This window comes from Streptomyces sp. NBC_00224, assembly GCF_041435195.1.
Taxonomy (GTDB): Bacteria; Actinomycetota; Actinomycetes; order Streptomycetales; family Streptomycetaceae; genus Streptomyces.
Genome location: NZ_CP108106.1, coordinates 5992065 through 6011260, shown reverse-complemented (window position 1 = coordinate 6011260; position 19196 = coordinate 5992065). Strand labels below are relative to the sequence as shown.

The window sequence follows — 19196 nt, the reverse complement described above, 5'->3', positions numbered from 1 at the left end:
CAGCAGGGTAGCCCTCGGCGGGGCCCCTTCCGGGAGCGGGGAGAGGGGGCTGGACTGTGCCCGGTACCGCCCGGTAGGTACTCTGGCGCCCATGCGTGCACTTCTCGTGGTCAACCCGGCGGCTACCACCACCAGTGCCCGCACCCGTGATGTCCTCATCCATGCGCTGGCCAGCGAGATGAAGCTGGAGGCCGTGACCACGGAGTACCGGGGGCACGCCCGCGACCTCGGGCGGCGGGCGGCGGAGAGCAGCGACATCGACCTGGTCGTGGCGCTCGGCGGTGACGGCACGGTCAACGAGGTCGTCAACGGTCTGCTGCACAACGGCCCCGACCCGGAGAACCTGCCGAGCTTCGCGGTGGTCCCCGGCGGCTCCACCAATGTCTTCGCACGCGCGGTCGGACTGCCCAACGAGCCCGTCGAGGCGACCGGCATACTGCTCGACGCCCTGCGCGAGGGCCGCGGCCGCACGGTGAGCCTGGGCCTGGCGGCCGGCACCCCGGGCAGCGAGGACGAGGGCGTCCCGGACCGCTGGTTCACGTTCTGCGCCGGACTCGGGTTCGACGCCGGGGTCGTCGGCCGGGTCGAACAGCAGCGGGAACGCGGCAGACGCTCCACACACAGCCTCTACATCCGCCAGGTGGCCCGCCAGTTCTTCGCCGAGCAGCACCGGCGGCACGGCACGATCACCCTGGAGCGGCCCGGCCATGACCCGGTCGAGGACCAGGTGATGTCGATAGTCTGCAACACCTCCCCGTGGACCTACCTGGGCAATCGCCCGGTGTACGCGGCCCCGGAGGCATCCTTCGAGACGGCCCTGGACGTGCTCTCGCTCTCCAGGCTCTCGACCCCGGCGGCGGCCCGTTATGCGACCCAGCTGCTGACCTCGACCCCCGAGAAGGGTCCACACGGCAAGCACGCGGTTTCACTGCATGACCTCACGGACTTCACCTTGCATTCCAAGGCCCCGCTGCCCTTCCAGATGGACGGCGACCACCTGGGTCTGCGTACCAGCGTGACGTTCACAGGCGTACGCCGTGCACTGCGTGTGATTGTGTGAGTGGAAGGGCCGAAAGTCCTTTAACTCGAACGTTTGGGCCAGGCCCCACCCCATAGAAGTACGACTGTGACCCAGTCGACACCGAGGAATCAAAAAAAACTTTCCTGAAGGGGTTGTATCCGCCGCCGAGGTTTGCGAATCTCTACATGGCGATCGGGACGGCCCGCAACACCGGCCTCCGTGAGAGCCAGAACCCCTCCTCAACTCAGGACCACAACCAGTCCAACTGGAAGTCGGCCCTTCCCTTGCGGGGGGATTCGTGAAAGCGTTCACATTCACAAGCACCCATACGCATCACCAAGAGAGGTAGCAGCCATGGACTGGCGTCACAACGCCGTTTGTCGTGAGGAAGACCCCGAGCTGTTCTTCCCCATCGGCAACACCGGTCCTGCGCTGCTGCAGATCGAGGAAGCCAAGGCCGTCTGCCGCCGCTGCCCCGTCATGGAGCAGTGCCTGCAGTGGGCGCTTGAGTCCGGCCAGGACTCCGGCGTCTGGGGTGGCCTCAGCGAGGACGAGCGCCGCGCGATGAAGCGCCGTGCCGCTCGCAACCGGGCGCGCAACGCGACCGCCTGATCCCCCCTCCTGCCTAGGCCCGCGCGGCGCGTACAGCGAGTACGCACTCACCGCCCCCGAGCCGCAGCGCGCAGTAGTAACCCACAGCATTCGAGCCCCGGACCGTGAACGGTCCGGGGCTCGCTGCTGTTTGTGCCTGTTCTGTAGGCGTACGGGTTACTTGTCCGCCCGCACCGGCACGTCGAGCATCACCTGGGTGCCCCGCTCCGGAGCCGCCACCATGTCGAAGGCGCCGCCCAGCTCGCCCTCGACCAGGGTGCGGACGATCTGGAGGCCGAGGTTCCCGGCCTTCTGCGGGTCGAACCCCTCGGGCAGCCCCCGGCCGTCGTCGCGCACGGTGATCAGCAGCCGGGCGTCGTCGCGAGTGCCGCCGCGCACCGCCGAGACCTCCACCGTGCCCTGCTCCCCCTGGACGAAGGCGTGTTCGAGGGCGTTCTGCAGCACCTCGGTCAGCACCATCGCCAGCGGGGTGGCGACCTCGGCGTCCAGGATGCCGAACCGGCCCGTACGGCGGCAGCTGACCTTGCCCGGGGAGATCTCCGCCACCATCGCGAGCACCCGGTCCGCGATCTCGTCGAACTCGACGCGCTCGTCCAGGTTCTGCGAGAGCGTCTCGTGCACGATCGCGATCGAGCCGACCCGCCGCACCGCCTCGTTCAGCGCCTCGCGCCCCTCCTCGGAGTCGATCCGCCGGGCCTGCAGGCGCAGCAGGGCCGCGACCGTCTGGAGGTTGTTCTTCACCCGGTGGTGGATCTCCCGGATGGTGGCGTCCTTGGTGATCAACTCGCGCTCGCGGCGGCGCAGTTCGGTGACGTCCCGCAGCAGGACCAGCGAACCGATGCGGGTGCCCTTGGGCTTGAGCGGGATGGCCCGCAGCTGGATCACCCCGCCGCTGCCCTCGACCTCGGTCTCGCGCGGGGCGTAGCCACTGGCCAGCTTGGCGATGGCCTCGTCCACCGGGCCGCGCGAGGGCGCGAGTTGGGCGGTGAGCTCACCGAGGTGCTGGCCGACCAGGTCGGAGGCGAGCCCCAGGTGGTGGTACGCGGAGAGGGCGTTGGGCGAGGCGTACTGGACGATGCCGTCCGCGTCCAGCCTGATCAGCCCGTCGCCGGCGCGCGGCGACGCGTCCATGTCGACCTGCTGCCCCGGGAAGGGGAAGGACCCGGCGGCGATCATCTGCGCCAGGTCGGAGGCGGACTGGAGATAGGTGAGCTCCAGCCGGGAGGGCGTACGCACAGTGAGCAGATTGGTGTTGCGCGCGATCACGCCGAGGACGCGGCCCTCCCTGCGCACGGGGATGGACTCGACCCGCACCGGCACCTCCTCGCGCCACTCCGGGTCGCCCTCGCGCACGATGCGGCCCTCGTCGAGCGCGGCGTCGAGCAGCGGGCGGCGGCCGCGCGGGACGAGGTGGCCGACCATGTCGTCCTGGTAGGAGGTGGGGCCGGTGTTGGGCCGCATCTGCGCGACGGAGACGTACCGGCTGCCGTCCAGGGTGGGCACCCACAGCACGAGGTCGGCGAACGAGAGGTCGGAGAGCAGCTGCCACTCCGAGACCAGCAGATGGAGCCACTCCAGGTCGGATTCACTGAGAGCGGTGTGCTGACGTACGAGATCGTTCATGGAGGGCACGTCAGCGAGGGTACCCGCGCGGGCTACGGCGCCGGGTCGGGACCCTCGGCCCGTCCGGCACCGCAGCCCGGAACTGCCGGCCGACGGGTGTGCGGTGCCCCTCGGCCTTACGGGAGGTCCCCGGCGCTGTCAGGGCAGAGAGCGCCGCGTACCTCGGTCCGGCCTCCTGTGCGGGGAGGCCGGAGGCCTGCTCGGGCCATTGTGGACTAGACCATTCCTCATGTCCATCCGTTTACGGGCCCTGCTCCGGCCAGTGCCGAGCCTGCCACGAGCGGGGCTTCGGGGCTAGGGCTCTCCGCCCGGCCAGCCGCGCATGGCGCACTCGGCGACCGCCCTCAGATCCGCCTCGCCCACCCCGTCCCTGGCCTGCGCGGACATGCCCTGGAACACGGCGGCGGTGTATCGGGCGAGCGCGCGGGCGTCGGTCCCCGAGGGCAGCTTCCCGGCCGCGACATCGGCGGCGATCCGGCGCTCGAACTCCGCGATGTTGGCTTCGCGCCGCTCGCGCAGGCCCTCTTCGACCTCGCGGGTGCTGCAGTTGACGGCGGCGCTGACGGCCAGACACCCGTGCGGCCGACCGGGGCGGGTGAACTCGGTCGCCGCCTCGCGCAGGATCCGCCCGATGGCCCCACGCGCGGTCGGCTCCTCGGCGAGCGCGCGGACCATGTAGGCCCCGTACGTCTGCCCATAGCTCCGTACGACCTCGTCGAAGAGGGCCTTCTTGTCGCCGAAGGCCGCGTACAGGCTGGGCGCGCCGATCCCCATGGCCCGGGTCAGGTCGGCGACGGACGTCGCCTCGTAGCCGTGTTCCCAGAAGGCGAGGGTGGCCTGTTCGAGCGCACGGGTCCGGTCGAAGGAGCGGGGGCGGCCGCGCTGTCCGGTGGTCATGGACGAATTCTATAACGACCGCTAAATAATGTGCTACGTTCTCTTTTTGTAGCGACCGCTACAGAATTGTATTCACGGGGAGGACGTACGCAATGGGCGCACTCACGGGCAGGACGGCGCTGGTCACGGGCGGCAGCCGGGGCATCGGCCGGGGCATCGCGGAGCGGCTCGGCCGGGACGGGGCGCGGGTCGCCGTCCACTACGGCAGCAACGAGGCGGCCGCCAAGGAGACGGTCGCCGCGATCGAGGCGGCCGGCGGCTCGGCCTTCGCCCTCGGCCAGGAACTCGGCGTCCCCGGCGACGCCGAGGCGCTGTGGGCGGCCTTCGACCGGCACGCCGACGGGGTGGACATCCTGGTCAACAACGCGGGCATCGGCACGGCCCGCGCGTTCGGGGAGATCGAGGAGGCGGAGTACGAGCGGCTGTTCGCGGTGAACACCAAGGCCCCGTTCTTCCTGGCCCGGTTCGGCCTGGAGCGGATGCGGGACGGCGGCCGGATCGTCAGCATCTCCTCGGGCGCCTCGCGGTCCGCGCTGCTGCCGGACCTGATGGCGTACGCCATGACCAAGGCCGCGCTTGACGTGTTCACCCGCGATCTGGCCAGGGTCGTGGGCAGCCGGGGCATCACGGTGAACTCTGTGGCCCCGGGCATCGTCGACACCGACGTCAACGCGGAGTGGCTGCGCGCGAGCGACGAGGCGTGGGCGGGCGCGGCGGCGATGTCGGCACTGGGCCGCGTCGGCACCCCCGCCGACATCGCGGACGTGGTGGCGTTCCTGGCCTCCGAGGACGGGCGCTGGGTGACGGGGCAGTGGGTGGACGCGACGGGCGGGTCGCTGCCGTAGGGGGTACCGGGGGCCGGCCGCTGCCCCGATCAGTGCGTCTCGGTCACCTTCGCCAGGGCGCGGGGCGCGTCGGGGTCCTGGCCGCGCGCGATGGTCACCTCGTACGCGAGGAGTTGGAGCGGGAGGATCTCCAGGATCGGCTGGAGCTCCTCGGGGACGCCCTCGACCGGCAGGACGAATCCCGCCGAGGCCGCGTCCACCTGCGGCTTGGGCCCGACGACGAAGAGGTCGGCGCCCCGGCCGCGCAGCCGGTCGAGCACCGGCTGGAGCGCCTGGCCGCCGCGGCCGTCGGTGACCACCGCGATCACCGGCGAGATGTTGTCGACCATGGCCAGCGGGCCGTGCAGCAGGTCGGCGCCGGAGTAGGAGAGGGCGGGGATGTAGCTCGTCTCCATCAGCTTGAGGGCGGCTTCCTTGGCCGTGGGATAGCCGTACCCCCGCGAGGTGATGACCATCCGTTCGGCGAACCGGTAGCGGGAGGCCAGCTGTCTCACCTCGTCCTGCCGGGCCAGGATCCGGTCCGCGAGCTCGGGCAGCGCCTCGGCGGCCGAGACGTCGCCGCCGCGCAGGCCCTCGACGAAGAGATAGAGGGCGAGCAGCGAGGCGGTGTACGTCTTGGTCGCGGGCAGCGCCTTCTCCGGCCCGGCCAGGATGTCGATGTGGTGCTCGGAGACGGCCGCGAGCGGCGAGTCGGCGTTGTTGGTGACGGCCAGCGTGATCGCGCCCGCGCCGCGCGCCGCCCGGGCGGAGTCGACGAGGTCGGGCGAGCCGCCGGACTGACTGACGGTGATGACGAGTACGTCGCTGAGGTCGGGCCGGGCGCCGTACGCGGTGATCGTCGACATCGAGGTGAGCCCGCACGGCATCCCGAGCCGGATCTCCATCAGGTACTTCGCGTACAGAGCGGCGTTGTCGGAGGTGCCGCGTGCGGTCAGCAGGACGAAGCGGGGCCTGCGCGCCGCGATCGCGGCCGCGACCTCGCGGATGCGGGGCGCGCCGTCGGCGAGGATCCGCCGCAGTACGGCGGGCTGCTCCGCCATCTCGCCGCGCATGATCCGGCCGGGCTGCTCGCTGTGTCTCTCGCTCTGCGTCGACGACATGCGCAATGCCTCCAAATGGCGGTCTCCGTACGCGTTGCCGAAACCCCTCCAGTCGACCATGGGAGAAGGCGCGACCGCCAGCGGGAGGGCCGCCCGCTCTGCTAGATTGGTCTATACCACCCTGGTTAGTTTTACGTCTCCAGATCGGCAGGCCCACGTGGAAGTTGTCATCGTCCCGGACGCCAAGGCGGGCGGCGAGCTCATCGCGGAGTCCATCGCGGCACTGTGGCGCCGCAAGCCCGACGCCCTTCTCGGCGTGGCCACCGGCTCGACCCCGCTGCCCATCTACGACGCGCTGACGGCCAAGGTCGCGGCGGGTGCGGTGGACGTGTCGCGGGCCCGGGTCTGCCAGCTCGACGAATACGTCGGACTGCCGGTGGGGCACCCCGAGTCCTACCGCGCGACGGTGATCCGCCAGGTCGTCGAGCCGCTCGGGCTCGGCGCGGACTCGTTCATCGGGCCGGACGGGTCGGCGGCGGACGTCCAGGCGGCGTGCGAGGCGTACGACCTGGCGCTGGCCTCGGCCGGAGGTGTGGACCTCCAGATCCTGGGGATCGGCACCGACGGGCACATCGGCTTCAACGAGCCGTGCTCGTCGCTCGCGTCCCGCACCCGGATCAAGACGCTGACGGAGCAGACGCGGGTCGACAACGCGCGCTTCTTCGACGACGACATCGAGCAGGTGCCGCACCACGTGATCACGCAGGGGATCGGCACGATCCTGGAAGCGCGGCATCTGGTGCTGCTCGCGACGGGCGAGGGCAAGGCGGAGGCGGTCGCCCAGACCGTGGAGGGGCCGGTGGCGTCCGTCGTCCCCGCGTCCGCGCTGCAGTTGCATGCGCATGCGACGGTGGTCGTGGATGAGGCGGCGGCGTCGAAGCTGAAGCTCGCGCACTATTTCCGCCACACATACACGAACAAGCCGACGTGGCAGGGCTTGTAGGGCACCCCACCCCGCCCGTTCCCTAAACCCTCCGGGGGTGGGTGGGGGGTGAGGTGGGTTTCCCGGGGGCTACGCCCCCGGACCCCGCTCACGGGGGCTTCGCCCCCGGTACCCCCGCTGGGGCTGCGCCCCGGACCTCGTTCGTCTGCGGGCTGTCCGTGGCTGGTCGCGCAGTTCCCCGCGCCCCTTAGGGCACCCCACTCCTCAACGCCGGAGGGGCTGAATTTTGCCGTGCCCCTTTAGGGGCGCGGGGAACTGCGCGACCAGCCCCCACCGAACCCGCAGACAAACACGGGGCCCGGGGCGAAGCCCCGTTCGGGGGTGCGGGGGCGCAGCCCCCGGCAACAACACCGCTCAACCCCCACCCGGCCGCCCGCCCAGGGCTTCAGGAAGCGGGTGGGGTGGGGGACAGGAGTTCTGCTGCCGCACGGCCGCACACCCTCGCCGCCCCATGCGTGGCGACATGCACCGCACCCCGCGCCACAGCCTGCGGCACCCCCATCTCGATCACCGCCGTGTCGGGGCGCGCCGACAGCAGCGCGTCCAGGGCCGAGGACATCCACGGGTGGCGGTGCTCGTCGCGGACCACCGCGACGATCCGGCGGTCCCCAGCCGCGGCCAGCACCGACGCCGGGTCCGCGGACGGCCCGTACGTCCCCGTCGTCGTCCCCGGCAGCAGCGCCGCCAGCTCCGCCGCAACCCCCCACGGCGTCTCGTCCCCGACCGCGATGTTCGCGACGGGGGTGAACGCCGCCACGTAGGGCGGTGACGACAGGGGGTCCACGGTCCCCGTCACCCGCAGGGCGCGTCGCGCCGCCACCAGGCCGATGTCGGTGCCGGGCGCGGTCCCCTCCTGCTTCTCCGCACCCGGCCCCGCCACGTTCCCCCTGGCCTGCCGGGTCCAGGACGCGAGGGCGCGTACCCGGGCCGCCGCGTCGGCGAGGCGCGACTCGGGCAGTTCACCCGCCCGTACCGCCGCGACCAGCGCGTTCCGCAGCCGCAGCACGGTGTCCTCGTCCGCCAGGCCGCCGCCGACGCACAGCGCGTCGGCCCCGGCCGCGATCGCGAGGACCGAGCCGCGCTCGATCCCGTACGTCGAGGCGATGGCCTGCATCTCCACGGCGTCGGTGACGATCAGCCCGTCGTAGCCGAGTTCCTCGCGGAGCAGTCCGGTCAGGACACGCGGGCTCAGCGTCGCCGGGCTGGTCGGGTCGAGCGCGGGGAGAAGGATGTGCGCGCTCATGACGGACTTGGAGCCCGCGGCGATCGCGGCGCGGAAGGGCACCAGTTCACGGGCGTGGAGCGTGTCGAGGTCCACGTCGATGCGCGGGAGCGCGTGGTGCGAGTCGACCGCCGTGTCGCCGTGGCCCGGGAAGTGCTTGGTACAGGCGGCGACTCCGGCGGACTGCAGCCCCTCGATGTACGCGGCGGTGTGCCGCGCCACGAGGTACGGGTCGGCGCCGAAGGACCGTACTCCGATGACCGGGTTGTCGGGATTCGAATTCACGTCCGCCGACGGGGCCCAGTTCAGGTCGACCCCGCAGGCCGCCAGGCGGCGGCCCAGCTCGTGGGCCACCGCGCGGGTCAGGTCCGTGTCGTCCACCGAGCCCAGCGCCAGGTTGCCGGGGAACGACGAGCCCGTACGGACCTCCAGGCGGGTGACGTCCCCGCCCTCCTCGTCGATGGCCACCAGGACGTCGTCCCGCTCGGACCGCAACTGGGCGGTCAGGGCGGCCAGTTGGGCGGCCGTGGCGATGTTGCGGCCGAACAGGCCCACCGAGGTGAGGCCTTCGCCGATCCGGCGCAGCAGCCAGTCGGGGGCGGTGGTGCCGACGAAACCGGGCTGCAGGACGGTCAGGGCGTCGCGCGTGAGTGTGTCTGTGCTGCGTGCGATCGTCGTCATGGGCGGCGTCATCCCTTCACTGCGCCGGCCGTCAGACCCGCGGCCATCTTGCGCTGGACGAGGAGGAACAGAGCCACGATGGGGACGGCCATCATGGTGGAGCCGGCCATCATGGGGGCGAACTCGGTGCCGTGCTGGGTGGTGAAGTTGGACAGCCAGACGGTGGCGGTCTGGTGGTTCTGGCTCATCAGCATGAGCGCGTAGAGGTATTCGTTCCACGCCTGGATGAAGCCGTAAACCGAGGTGGCCACCATGCCCGGGGCCAGCAGCGGGAAGACCACGCGGATGAAGGCGCCGGTGCGGCTGCACCCGTCGACCATCGCCGCCTCCTCCAACTCCTTGGGGACGTTGACGATGAAGCCGCGCAGCGTCCAGACCGTGAAGGGGAGGATGAAGGTGAGGTAGGTGAGGACCAGACCGGCCAGCTTGTCGTACTGGCCGAGGTCGTTGAGGAGCAGGAAGACCGGAATGATCATCGCGACCAGCGGGACCATCTGGACCGCCAGGATGCCGACGATCACGATCTTGCGGCCGCGGAAGGCGAACCGCGAGATGGCGAGCGCCGCGAGCAGGCCGACCGCGATGCCGATCGCCACGACGACGACGGAGACGATCAGCGAGCGGCCGATCGCACCCCAGAAGTCGCCGATGTCCAGCGCCCGGCGGAAGTTCTCCAGGGTCAGGGACCGGGGGAAGAAGTGCGGGCTCGGGTCGATCGCGTCCTTGGCGGGCTTGAGCGCCGTGTTGAGCATCCAGTAGACCGGGAAGCCCGCGGTGGCGAAGACCAGCAGGCCGAGCAGGTTCCAGCCGAGCTTGGACTTCTTCTTGCGGGGGCGCGCGAGCGCCGGGTTCGAGGTAGCCATCGCTACGCCCTCTTTTCCGTTCGCCACGCTCACTCGACGTCCCCGATCTTCAGCATCTGGCGCATGTACACGGCGATCACACCGAGCAGCAGAAGCACGGTGAGCAGCGCGATCGCGGAGCCCTGCGAGTAGTCGTTGACCACGAACGCCTTGTCGTACGAGTACGTGGTGAGGAGCTGGAACTCGGGCTCGGGGTGGTTGCCGCGCATCACGAAGACCTGCGGGAAGACGCCCATGTCCCAGATGACCGAGAGGGTCGCCAGCATCACGACGATGGGCTTGAGGATCGGCATGGTGACGTGCCGGAAGACGCCCCAGGAGCCGGCGCCGTCGAGCCGGGCGGCCTCTTCGAGCTCCTTGGGGACCTGGGTGAGGCCCGCGCTGAGCGTGATGACGACGAACGGCACCGCGCCCCAGACCACGAGCAGCATGATGACGGCGAGGCCCTGGGTGCCGCTGGCGAACCAGTTGTGGCCGATCATGTCGACCCCCGGCAACTGGCTGAGCAGCCAGTTCAGTACGCCGAAGTCACTGTCGAACATCCACTTGAAGATGGTGATGGCGACGACGATCGGCATGCCCCAGCTCGCCACCAGGGCGATGTTGACCAGGGTCTTCACCCAGCCGGAGACCCGCTGGAGCAGCAGGGCGATCAGCATGCCGAGCACCATGGTCAGCACGACCGCGGTGAAGGCGAACAGGACCGTACGGACGACGACGGTCCAGAACTCGCTGTCGCTCAGGACGTTGGTGAAGTTGTCGAAGCCGACCGACTCGGGGTCCTTGAAACCCCACAGCTCCGGCTGGCCGAACTTCTGGAAGGACAGGGTGACCAGGCGTACCAGCGGATAGCCCAGTACGAGGGCGAGCGCCAGGAGGCAGGGGGCGAGCAGCGCCCAGGGCACCGCCGCCTGTCCCGCACTGCGCTTTCTGCCCGGCCCCTTGGGGGGCTTCCCGGATCCCCCACCCGGTAGTGGGTCGCGCCGCGCCGGCGGCACCTTGGCGGTGGTTGTCTCTGCGGCACTCATCGCGCGCTCCTAGCGGTCCCTCTCCGGTACTGGCCGGGCGAGGGCCCCGTCGCTCTCCGACGGGGCCCTCGCCCACAGGTCACTTGGTGTTGATGACCTTGTCGATCGCGGTGTCCGCGTCCTTCGCGGCCTGCTCGACCGACTTCTTGCCGGTGCCGATGGCCTGCAGCATGTCCTGGAGGACCTTGGCCTTCTCGACCTGGCCCCAGCCCGGGGCCATGGGCACGAACCAGCTGGACTCGGCCGCGGTGGCCGGGACGGCCGTCTTCGGGTCCGCCTTCAGCGGAGCGAGGTCCGTCTTGTTGTTGGGCAGGTTCTGCTTGGCGATCAGGCCCTTCTGGCCCTGGGTGCCGGTGAACGCGTTGATCCACTCGGCGGCGAGCGCCTGCGCCTTGGACTTGACCGGCACGGCCAGGTCGGAGCCGCCGAGGAAGACCGGCATGGCCTTGCCCGACGGGCCGGGCATCACGAAGTTCTCCAGCTTGTCGGCGAGCTTGCCGACCTTGTCGTTCTCCGGGGTGGCGGCGGTGCCGCCCTCCCAGCCCGCACCGAAGATCAGCGCGGACTTGCCCTGGCCGTAGACGATCGGACGGTCGGCCTCGTCCTTGGTCTTGTCGCCGTGCATGTACTTGCCGAGGATGTTCTTGTACTCGTTCAGGCCCTTGAGGGACTCCGGCGAGGACAGGTTCGCCTTGAACTTGCCGCCGTCCTCCTTGGCGATGGAGCCGCTGGCGTCGTACACGTACGACATGGCCGCGTACCAGTCGCGGGACGGCTGGTACCAGGCGCTGAACTTGTCGCCCTTCTTCTCCTGGATCTTGTCCAGGTCGGCGGTCAGCTCGGTGTACGTCTTCGGGGCGGCGCTCACGCCCGCGTCGGCGGCGATGTCCTTGCGCCAGGTCGCCACGCGGCCACCGGCGTAGTAGGGGACGCCGTAGGTCTTGCCGCCGTACGAGACCGAGGCCTTGAGGCCGTCGAGCCACGCGGAGGAGTTGTCGAACTTCGACGGGTCGATCTCGGCGAAGGCGCCCTTGACCGAGTAGGCGAGCATCTCGGTGTTGCCCATCTCGACCACGTCGGGGGCCTTGTCGGTGGCGAGCACCGCGTCGAGCTTGGCGTTCTTGTCCGGCCAGCCGTAGTACTCGTGGCTGATCTTCAGGCCCGGGTGCTTGGCGACGATCGCGTCGTCCGCGGCCTTGACCAGGTCCGGCCAGTTCTTCTGGGCGTCGACGGTCAGCCAGACCGTGAGCGACTTGGCGTCGCCGCCCTTGGCGCCGTCGTCCTTCTTGTCGTCGTCGCCGCACGCCGCGATGCTGACCAACATGCCCGCGACGCCGATCGCCGCGATGAGCTTGCGCTTCACGCCACCCTCCTCAGGGATGCTGCAACCCCCCACCCACCGCGAAGACATACGACGTGTACTGCCTGTGGGGCTGGGACCTGGTCTTTAATGGTTTAGACCAGTACCGGGAGCTTGGCCTAGACCTTTAGGGGTGTCAAGGGTGTATAAGAAGGGCTGTCGCGTCCGTTATCGGACCGACACCTGAGGGAGGGCGACGACCCGTGACCGGTCCGTGCCACCATGTGAGCCGCGACAGACGGAGGAGCCGGTGACGGCAGCAGCGCAGCACTCGGGAAGGCGGGCCATGGCCACCGACGGGAGCGGTACGGAGACAGAGGCGGGCGCCGGCGCCCGTACCGCTCGCGTGCCCAAGTACTACCGCCTCAAGAAGCATCTCCTCGACATGACGGAGACCCTTCCGCCGGGCACCCCGGTGCCGCCCGAGCGCACCCTGGCCGCCGAGTTCGACACCTCCCGCACCACCGTGCGCCAAGCCCTCCAGGAGCTGGTGGTCGAGGGGCGCCTTGAGCGCATCCAGGGCAAGGGCACCTTCGTCGCCAAGCCCAAGGTCTCCCAGGCGCTGCAACTCACCTCGTACACCGAGGACATGCGCGCCCAGGGCCTGGAGCCGACCTCTCAGCTCCTGGACATCGGCTATGTCACCGCCGACGACACGCTGGCGGGACTGCTCGACATCGCGGCGGGCGGCAGGGTGCTGCGCATCGAGCGGCTGCGGCTCGCCAGCGGCGAGCCGATGGCGATCGAGACGACCCATCTGTCCGCCAAGCGCTTCCCCGCGCTGCGCCGCTCCCTGGTCAAGTACACCTCTCTCTACACCGCCCTCGCGGAGGTCTACGGGGTACGGCTCGCCGAGGCCGAGGAGACGATCGAGACGTCCCTGGCCACCCCGCGCGAGGCCGGGCTGCTCGGCACGGACGTGGGCCTGCCGATGCTGATGCTCTCCCGCCACTCCCTGGACGGCGACGGCGAGCCGGTGGAGTGGGTGCGCTCGGTCTACCGGGGCGACCGGTACAAGTTCGTGGCGAGGCTGAAGCGACCCACCGACTGACATAGCCGGAAATAGCCTCCGGCCTGCACCGACTCCGCACTCTTTCACCACGTCCGCTATCCGGACGGGGCTTTCGCGACGGTTATCCGTCCCCTAGATTTCCTGCGCATTACACAGGTGAAGTGAGGGGACGGAGCCAACGTATGCCGGAATCAACGCAAGAGCGGAGACCGGTGATCACGCCCGCGCGCGTGGTCATCGCCTTCTGCCTGATCGCGCCCTTCGTGGCGATGCTCTGGGTCGGTTCGTACGCGAAGGCCGACCCGGCGCTCGCCGGGATCCCGTTCTTCTACTGGTACCAGATGCTGTGGGTGGTCATCTCGACCGCGCTCACGATGCTCGCGTACAAGCTGTGGCAGCGCGACCAGCAGGGCCGCAAGGCGGGTGAGGGCAAGTGACTCTCGCAGCCAACGACGGTGTGAACGGCGTCGCGCTCGGCGTCTTCATCTTCTTCTTCCTGGCCGTCACGGTCATCGGCTTCATGGCCGCCCGCTGGCGCCGCGCCGAGAACGAGCAGAGCCTCGACGAATGGGGGCTCGGCGGCCGCTCGTTCGGCACCTGGGTCACCTGGTTCCTGCTCGGCGGCGACCTCTACACGGCGTACACGTTCGTCGCGGTTCCGGCGGCGGTGTACGCGGCGGGCGCGGCCGGGTTCTTCGCGGTGCCGTACACGATCCTCGTCTATCCGCTGATCTTCACGTTCCTGCCCCGGCTCTGGTCGGTCTCGCACAAGCACGGCTACGTGACCACATCGGACTTCGTACGCGGCCGGTTCGGCTCCAAGGGCCTCTCGCTGGCGGTCGCGGTCACCGGCATCCTCGCCACGATGCCGTACATCGCGCTCCAGCTGGTCGGCATCCAGGCGGTGCTCGACGTGATGGGCATCGGCGGGTCCGGCAACTGGTTCCTCAAGGACCTGCCGCTGCTGATCGCGTTCGCGGTGCTCGCCGCGTACACCTACTCCTCGGGCCTGCGCGCGCCCGCGCTGATCGCGTTCGTGAAGGACGGCCTGATCTACCTCGTCATCCTGGTGGCGATCATCTACATCCCGATCAAGCTCGGCGGCTTCGACGACATCTTCGCGGCGGCCCGGCACAAGTTCGAGACGCCCAACGCGGCCGGGAAGCCCACGGGCGCCCTGGTGCCCCCCGAGGCCGGGCAGTGGACCTACGCCACACTCGCCCTCGGCTCGGCGCTGGCGCTCTTCATGTACCCGCACTCGATCACGGCGACCCTCTCCTCCCGCAGCCGCAACGTCATCCGCCGCAACACCACGATCCTGCCCCTGTACTCGCTGATGCTGGGCCTGCTCGCGCTGCTCGGCTTCATGGCGATCGCGGCCGGGGTCAAGGTCAAGAACGGCCAGCTGGCGATCCCGCAGCTCTTCGAGGACATGTTCCCCGACTGGTTCGCGGGCGTGGCCTTCGCGGCCATCGGCATCGGCGCGCTCGTCCCGGCGGCGATCATGTCGATCGCGGCCGCGAACCTCTTCACCCGCAACATCTACAAGGACTTCCTCAAGCCGGACGCCACGCCGGCGCAGGAGACCAAGGTCTCCAAGCTGGTCTCGCTCCTGGTGAAGGTCGGCGCGCTGGTCTTCGTCCTCACCATGGACAAGACGGTCGCGATCAACTTCCAGCTGCTCGGCGGCATCTGGATCCTGCAGACCTTCCCGGCCCTGGTGGGCGGTCTGTTCACCCGCTGGTTCCACCGCTGGGCGCTGCTGGCGGGCTGGGCGGTGGGCATGGCGTACGGCACGCTCGCCGCGTACGGGGTCGCCTCGCCCACCCAGAAGCACTTCGGCGGCAGCTCCAAGAACATCCCCGGCATCGGTGAGATCGGCTACATCGGCCTCACCGCGTTCCTCCTGAACGTCGCCGTCACCGTCGTCCTCACGGTGGTCCTGCGAGCCCTGAAGGCCCCCGACGGCGTCGACGAGACGTCCCCGGAGGACTACACGGCGGACGCGGGCGACCCGGGCGTCAAGACGGAACTCCCGGCCGCGACGCACTGACACGAGCAACAGGAAATCGGGCCGCCGGGAAACCCCGGCGGCCCGTTTTCGTGCCCGGGGAATGCCCCGTACCGCCCGCAGGTTGCGGCGTACGGCAAGCGTCTAGGGGCGCGGGGAACTGCGCGACCAGCCCAAGACGGCCCGCAGTCGAGCAACTACCCAACAAACACGCTCCGGTACGGATGCGACACAACATGTGGGGGTGCCAACACAGCGCGGCACAAGATGTATGCTCGTGCTCGCTGTCGCCGCAGGGGAATCCGGTGCAAATCCGGAACTGTCCCGCAACGGTGTACTCGTATGCATTTGCGTACCTGTTCAGTCCGAGGACCTGCCGACAGCGCGCCCTGGCCGTCCGGTCCGGGTGCCAGACGTCCGGGCCTCGCGGAATGGGCATGTGGACGCGGCGTACCCCCGAGGGGGTGTGTCCGTGTGCCCGCGCACTTCCCCAAGGCCCCGTGCCGAGCGAGGAGTGCCCCCACGTGACCATCGCCCCTGCGGATCCCGCCTCAGCGATCGCCGAAGAGCCGGCCGATGCCCCCGGGACCGCCCTGCTGCGGACCCTGACCGACCTCACCGCCGATCTGCCGGACACCGACCCCGGCCGTGTCGCCGCCGCCGCGCTGCGCGGCCGCAACGCGCGCTCGGACGAGGCGGAGCTGCGTGGGCTCGCCACCGAGGCCGCCGCCGGTCTGATCTCCGAGGACCCGGCGTACTCCCGCCTCGCCGCCCGGCTGCTGACGCTCACGATCGCCGACGAGGCCGCGACCCAGGGCTCGGTCTCGTTCTCCGACTCGGTCGAGGTCGGCCACCGCGAGGGCCTGATCGCGGACCGCACCGCCGACTTCGTACGGCTGCACGCGGACCGTCTGGACGCGCTGGTCACCGCCTCCCTCGCGGACGGCGCCGACGACCGCTTCGGCTACTTCGGCCTGCGCACGCTCTACTCCCGCTACCTGCTGCGGCACCCGATCACCCGCCAGGTCATCGAGACCCCGCAGCACTTCATGCTCCGGGTCGCGGCGGGCCTGGCCGAGGACGACTCGGTGCGCGCGCTCGACGAGGTCGCCTCGCTGTACGGCCTCATGAGCCGGCTCGACTACCTGCCGTCCTCGCCGACGCTCTTCAACTCCGGCACCCGCCACCCCCAGATGTCCAGCTGCTACCTGCTGGACTCCCCGCAGGACGAGTTGGACTCGATCTACGACCGCTACCACCAGGTGGCACGCCTGTCGAAGCACGCGGGCGGCATCGGCCTCTCGTACTCCCGCATCCGCTCGCGCGGCTCGCTCATCCGGGGCACCAACGGCCACTCCAACGGCATCGTCCCGTTCCTGAAGACGCTGGACGCCTCGGTCGCGGCCGTCAACCAGGGCGGGCGGCGCAAGGGCGCGGCCGCGGTCTACCTGGAGACCTGGCACTCCGACATCGAGGAGTTCCTGGAGCTGCGCGACAACACGGGTGAGGACGCCCGGCGCACGCACAACCTGAACCTGGCGCACTGGATCCCGGACGAGTTCATGCGCCGGGTGGACGCGGACGGCACCTGGTCGCTGTTCTCCCCCGCCGACGTGCCGGAGCTGGTCGACCTGTGGGGCGACGAGTTCGACGCCGCCTACCGCAAGGCCGAGGCGGCCGGTCTCGCCCAGAAGACGATGCCGGCCCGGGACCTGTACGGCCGGATGATGCGCACCCTGGCGCAGACCGGCAACGGCTGGATGACCTTCAAGGACGCCTCCAACCGCACCGCCAACCAGACGGCGGAGCCCGGCCACACGGTCCACTCCTCCAACCTCTGCACCGAGATCCTGGAGGTCACGGACGACGGCGAGACGGCCGTCTGCAACCTCGGCTCGGTCAACCTCGGCTCCTTCGTGCTCGCTTCCGGCGAGATCGACTGGAAGCGCCTGGACGAGACCGTCCGTACGGCCGTGACCTTCCTGGACCGGGTCGTCGACATCAACTTCTACCCGACCGAGCAGGCCGGCCGCTCCAACGCCAAGTGGCGTCCGGTGGGCCTGGGCGCGATGGGCCTCCAGGACGTCTTCTTCAAGCTGCGCCTGCCGTTCGACTCCCCCGAGGCGAAGGCGCTCTCCACCAAGCTGGCCGAGCGCATCATGCTCACGGCGTACGAGGCGTCCTGCGACCTCGCCGAGCGCTCGGGCCCGCTGCCCGCGTGGGACAAGACCCGTACGGCGCGCGGCGTGCTGCACCCCGACCACTACGACGTCGAGCTGAATTGGCCGGAGCGCTGGACGGCGCTGCGCGAGCGGATCGCCTCGGTCGGCATGCGCAACTCGCTGCTGCTCGCGATCGCCCCGACCGCGACCATCGCGTCCATCGCCGGTGTCTACGAGTGCATCGAGCCGCAGGTCTCCAACCTGTTCAAGCGCGAGACGCTCTCGGGTGAGTTCCTCCAGGTCAACGGCTACCTGGTGGAGGACCTGAAGAAGCTCGGTGTGTGGGACGCGCAGTCCCGCGAGGCGCTGCGCGACGCCAGCGGCTCGGTCCAGGACTTCAGCTGGATCCCCGCCGATGTGCGCGCGCTCTACCGCACGGCGTGGGAGCTCCCGCAGCGCGGCCTGATCGACATGGCGGCGGCCCGCACCCCGTTCCTGGACCAGTCGCAGTCGCTGAACCTGTTCCTGGAGACGCCCACCATCGGCAAGCTGTCGTCGATGTACGCGTACGCCTGGAAGCAGGGTCTGAAGACCACGTACTACCTGCGCTCGCGCCCGGCGACCCGGATCGCCCGCGCCGCCCAGGCCGCCGCCCCGATCCCCGTCCAGCAGGCGGCCCCCGACGCCGACGCGATCGCCTGCTCCCTTGAGAACCCCGAGTCCTGCGAGGCCTGCCAGTAATGACCACCAACTCCGAGAAGAACCTTCTCGACCCGGGCTTCGAGCTGACCCTGCGCCCGATGCGCTACCCGGACTTCTACGAGCGCTACCGGGACGCCATCAAGAACACCTGGACGGTGGAGGAGGTCGACCTCCACTCCGACGTCGCCGACCTCGCCAAGCTCACGCCGGGCGAGCAGCACATGATCGGCCGTCTGGTCGCGTTCTTCGCGACGGGCGACTCGATCGTGTCGAACAACCTCGTCCTGACGCTCTACAAGCACATCAACTCCCCCGAGGCGCGGCTCTACCTGAGCCGTCAGCTCTTCGAGGAGGCCGTGCACGTCCAGTTCTATCTGACGCTGCTCGACACGTATCTGCCCGACCCGGACGACCGCGCCGCGGCGTTCGACGCGGTCGAGGAGATCCCCTCCATCCGCGAGAAGGCGCAGTTCTGCTTCAAGTGGATCAACGAGGTCGAGAAGCTGGAGCGCCTGGAGACGAAGGCCGACCGCCGCCGCTTCCTGCTCAACCTGATCTGCTTCGCCGCGTGCATCGAGGGCCTGTTCTTCTACGGCGCCTTCGCGTACGTGTACTGGTTCCGCAGCCGCGGTCTGCTGCACGGCCTCGCCACCGGCACCAACTGGGTGTTCCGCGACGAGACGATGCACATGAACTTCGCCTTCGAGGTCGTGGACACCGTCCGCAAGGAGGAGCCGGAGCTCTTCGACGACCAGCTCCAGCAGCAGGTCGCCGACATGATGAGGGAAGCGGTGGAGGCCGAGCTCCAGTTCGGCCGCGACCTGTGCGGCGAGGGCCTGCCGGGCATGAACACCGAGTCGATGCGCGAGTACCTCCAGTGCGTCGCCGACCAGCGCCTCCAGCGCCTCGGCTTCGCCCCGGTGTACGGCTCGTCGAACCCGTTCTCGTTCATGGAGCTCCAGGGCGTCCAGGAGCTCACGAACTTCTTCGAGCGCCGCCCGTCCGCGTACCAGGTCGCGGTCGAGGGCTCGGTGGGCTTCGACGAGGAGTTCTAAGCCGTACGTACGCGAAGGGGCCCCGCACCGGTGTGGTGCGGGGCCCCTTCGCGTACGTC

Annotated in this window: 16 protein-coding genes and 1 riboswitch; of the genes, 9 read left to right on the top strand and 7 right to left on the bottom strand. The window is 69.8% G+C overall.

Going from position 1 to position 19196, the window contains the following annotated elements; genetic code table 11:
• The first annotated feature begins 91 nt into the window (after positions 1–91).
• The gene (locus OG965_RS26930; protein ID WP_371654624.1) at positions 92–1060 is read left to right on the top strand and encodes a diacylglycerol kinase family protein; all 969 of its coding nucleotides are present in this window, start codon (positions 92–94) and stop codon (positions 1058–1060) included.
• 315 nt (positions 1061–1375) lie between these two features.
• Entirely contained in the window at positions 1376–1633 is a 258-nt protein-coding gene (locus OG965_RS26925) for a WhiB family transcriptional regulator (RefSeq protein ID WP_004937597.1), read from the top strand.
• A gap of 156 nt (positions 1634–1789) precedes the next feature.
• On the opposite strand, the gene OG965_RS26920 is transcribed toward OG965_RS26925, so the two are convergent.
• Entirely contained in the window at positions 1790–3256 is a 1467-nt protein-coding gene (locus tag OG965_RS26920) for a sensor histidine kinase (protein WP_371657073.1), read from the bottom strand.
• A 294-nt stretch (positions 3257–3550) separates the two neighbouring features.
• On the bottom strand, positions 3551–4153 hold the full coding sequence (locus tag OG965_RS26915) for a TetR/AcrR family transcriptional regulator (RefSeq protein ID WP_371654623.1): 603 nt from the start codon (positions 4151–4153) through the stop codon (positions 3551–3553).
• A 92-nt stretch (positions 4154–4245) separates the two neighbouring features.
• Between OG965_RS26915 and OG965_RS26910 the strand changes: the two genes are divergently transcribed.
• Positions 4246–4998, top strand: a complete 753-nt coding sequence (locus OG965_RS26910) for an SDR family oxidoreductase (RefSeq protein WP_371654622.1) — start codon at positions 4246–4248, stop codon at positions 4996–4998.
• Positions 4999–5027: 29 nt separating this feature from the next.
• On the opposite strand, the gene OG965_RS26905 is transcribed toward OG965_RS26910, so the two are convergent.
• Positions 5028–6098, bottom strand: coding sequence for an SIS domain-containing protein (locus OG965_RS26905; RefSeq protein WP_371654621.1), 1071 nt, complete (start codon positions 6096–6098; stop codon positions 5028–5030).
• A 157-nt stretch (positions 6099–6255) separates the two neighbouring features.
• Here OG965_RS26905 and nagB point away from each other — a divergent pair, with 157 nt between their 5' ends.
• Positions 6256–7041, top strand: a complete 786-nt coding sequence (gene nagB / locus OG965_RS26900) for a glucosamine-6-phosphate deaminase (protein WP_371654620.1) — start codon at positions 6256–6258, stop codon at positions 7039–7041.
• A 385-nt stretch (positions 7042–7426) separates the two neighbouring features.
• Here the strand turns inward: nagB and OG965_RS26895 are convergent, their stop codons facing one another.
• From OG965_RS26895 to OG965_RS26880, 4 genes are all read right to left on the bottom strand, one after another.
• A complete protein-coding gene (locus OG965_RS26895) occupies positions 7427–8944 on the bottom strand; it encodes a glycoside hydrolase family 3 protein (RefSeq protein ID WP_371654619.1) in 1518 nt (505 codons plus the stop codon).
• A gap of 8 nt (positions 8945–8952) precedes the next feature.
• On the bottom strand, positions 8953–9807 hold the full coding sequence (locus OG965_RS26890; protein ID WP_371654618.1) for a carbohydrate ABC transporter permease: 855 nt from the start codon (positions 9805–9807) through the stop codon (positions 8953–8955).
• Positions 9808–9836: 29 nt separating this feature from the next.
• Positions 9837–10835, bottom strand: a complete 999-nt coding sequence (locus OG965_RS26885; protein ID WP_371654617.1) for a carbohydrate ABC transporter permease — start codon at positions 10833–10835, stop codon at positions 9837–9839.
• A 79-nt stretch (positions 10836–10914) separates the two neighbouring features.
• Positions 10915–12198, bottom strand: coding sequence for an extracellular solute-binding protein (locus OG965_RS26880; protein WP_371654616.1), 1284 nt, complete (start codon positions 12196–12198; stop codon positions 10915–10917).
• Between the two features lie 283 nt (positions 12199–12481).
• Here OG965_RS26880 and OG965_RS26875 point away from each other — a divergent pair, with 283 nt between their 5' ends.
• From OG965_RS26875 to OG965_RS26855, 5 genes are all read left to right on the top strand, one after another.
• Positions 12482–13246, top strand: a complete 765-nt coding sequence (locus tag OG965_RS26875) for a GntR family transcriptional regulator (RefSeq protein WP_371657072.1) — start codon at positions 12482–12484, stop codon at positions 13244–13246.
• A 143-nt stretch (positions 13247–13389) separates the two neighbouring features.
• On the top strand, positions 13390–13644 hold the full coding sequence (locus OG965_RS26870) for a DUF3311 domain-containing protein (protein WP_371654615.1): 255 nt from the start codon (positions 13390–13392) through the stop codon (positions 13642–13644).
• Positions 13641–15260, top strand: a complete 1620-nt coding sequence (gene mctP / locus OG965_RS26865; protein ID WP_371654614.1) for a monocarboxylate uptake permease MctP — start codon at positions 13641–13643, stop codon at positions 15258–15260. The genes OG965_RS26870 and mctP overlap by 4 nt, the downstream gene beginning before the upstream one ends.
• 212 nt (positions 15261–15472) lie before the next feature.
• A riboswitch (cobalamin riboswitch) is annotated at positions 15473–15614 on the top strand.
• 128 nt (positions 15615–15742) lie between these two features.
• Positions 15743–18121 (top strand): ribonucleoside-diphosphate reductase subunit alpha, encoded by a 2379-nt coding sequence (locus OG965_RS26860; RefSeq protein ID WP_371654613.1) that lies wholly within the window; start codon positions 15743–15745, stop codon positions 18119–18121.
• The gene (locus OG965_RS26855) at positions 18121–19137 is read left to right on the top strand and encodes a ribonucleotide-diphosphate reductase subunit beta (RefSeq protein WP_371654612.1); all 1017 of its coding nucleotides are present in this window, start codon (positions 18121–18123) and stop codon (positions 19135–19137) included. Before OG965_RS26860 ends, OG965_RS26855 begins: the two co-directional genes overlap by 1 nt.
• Positions 19138–19196 lie beyond the last annotated feature (59 nt).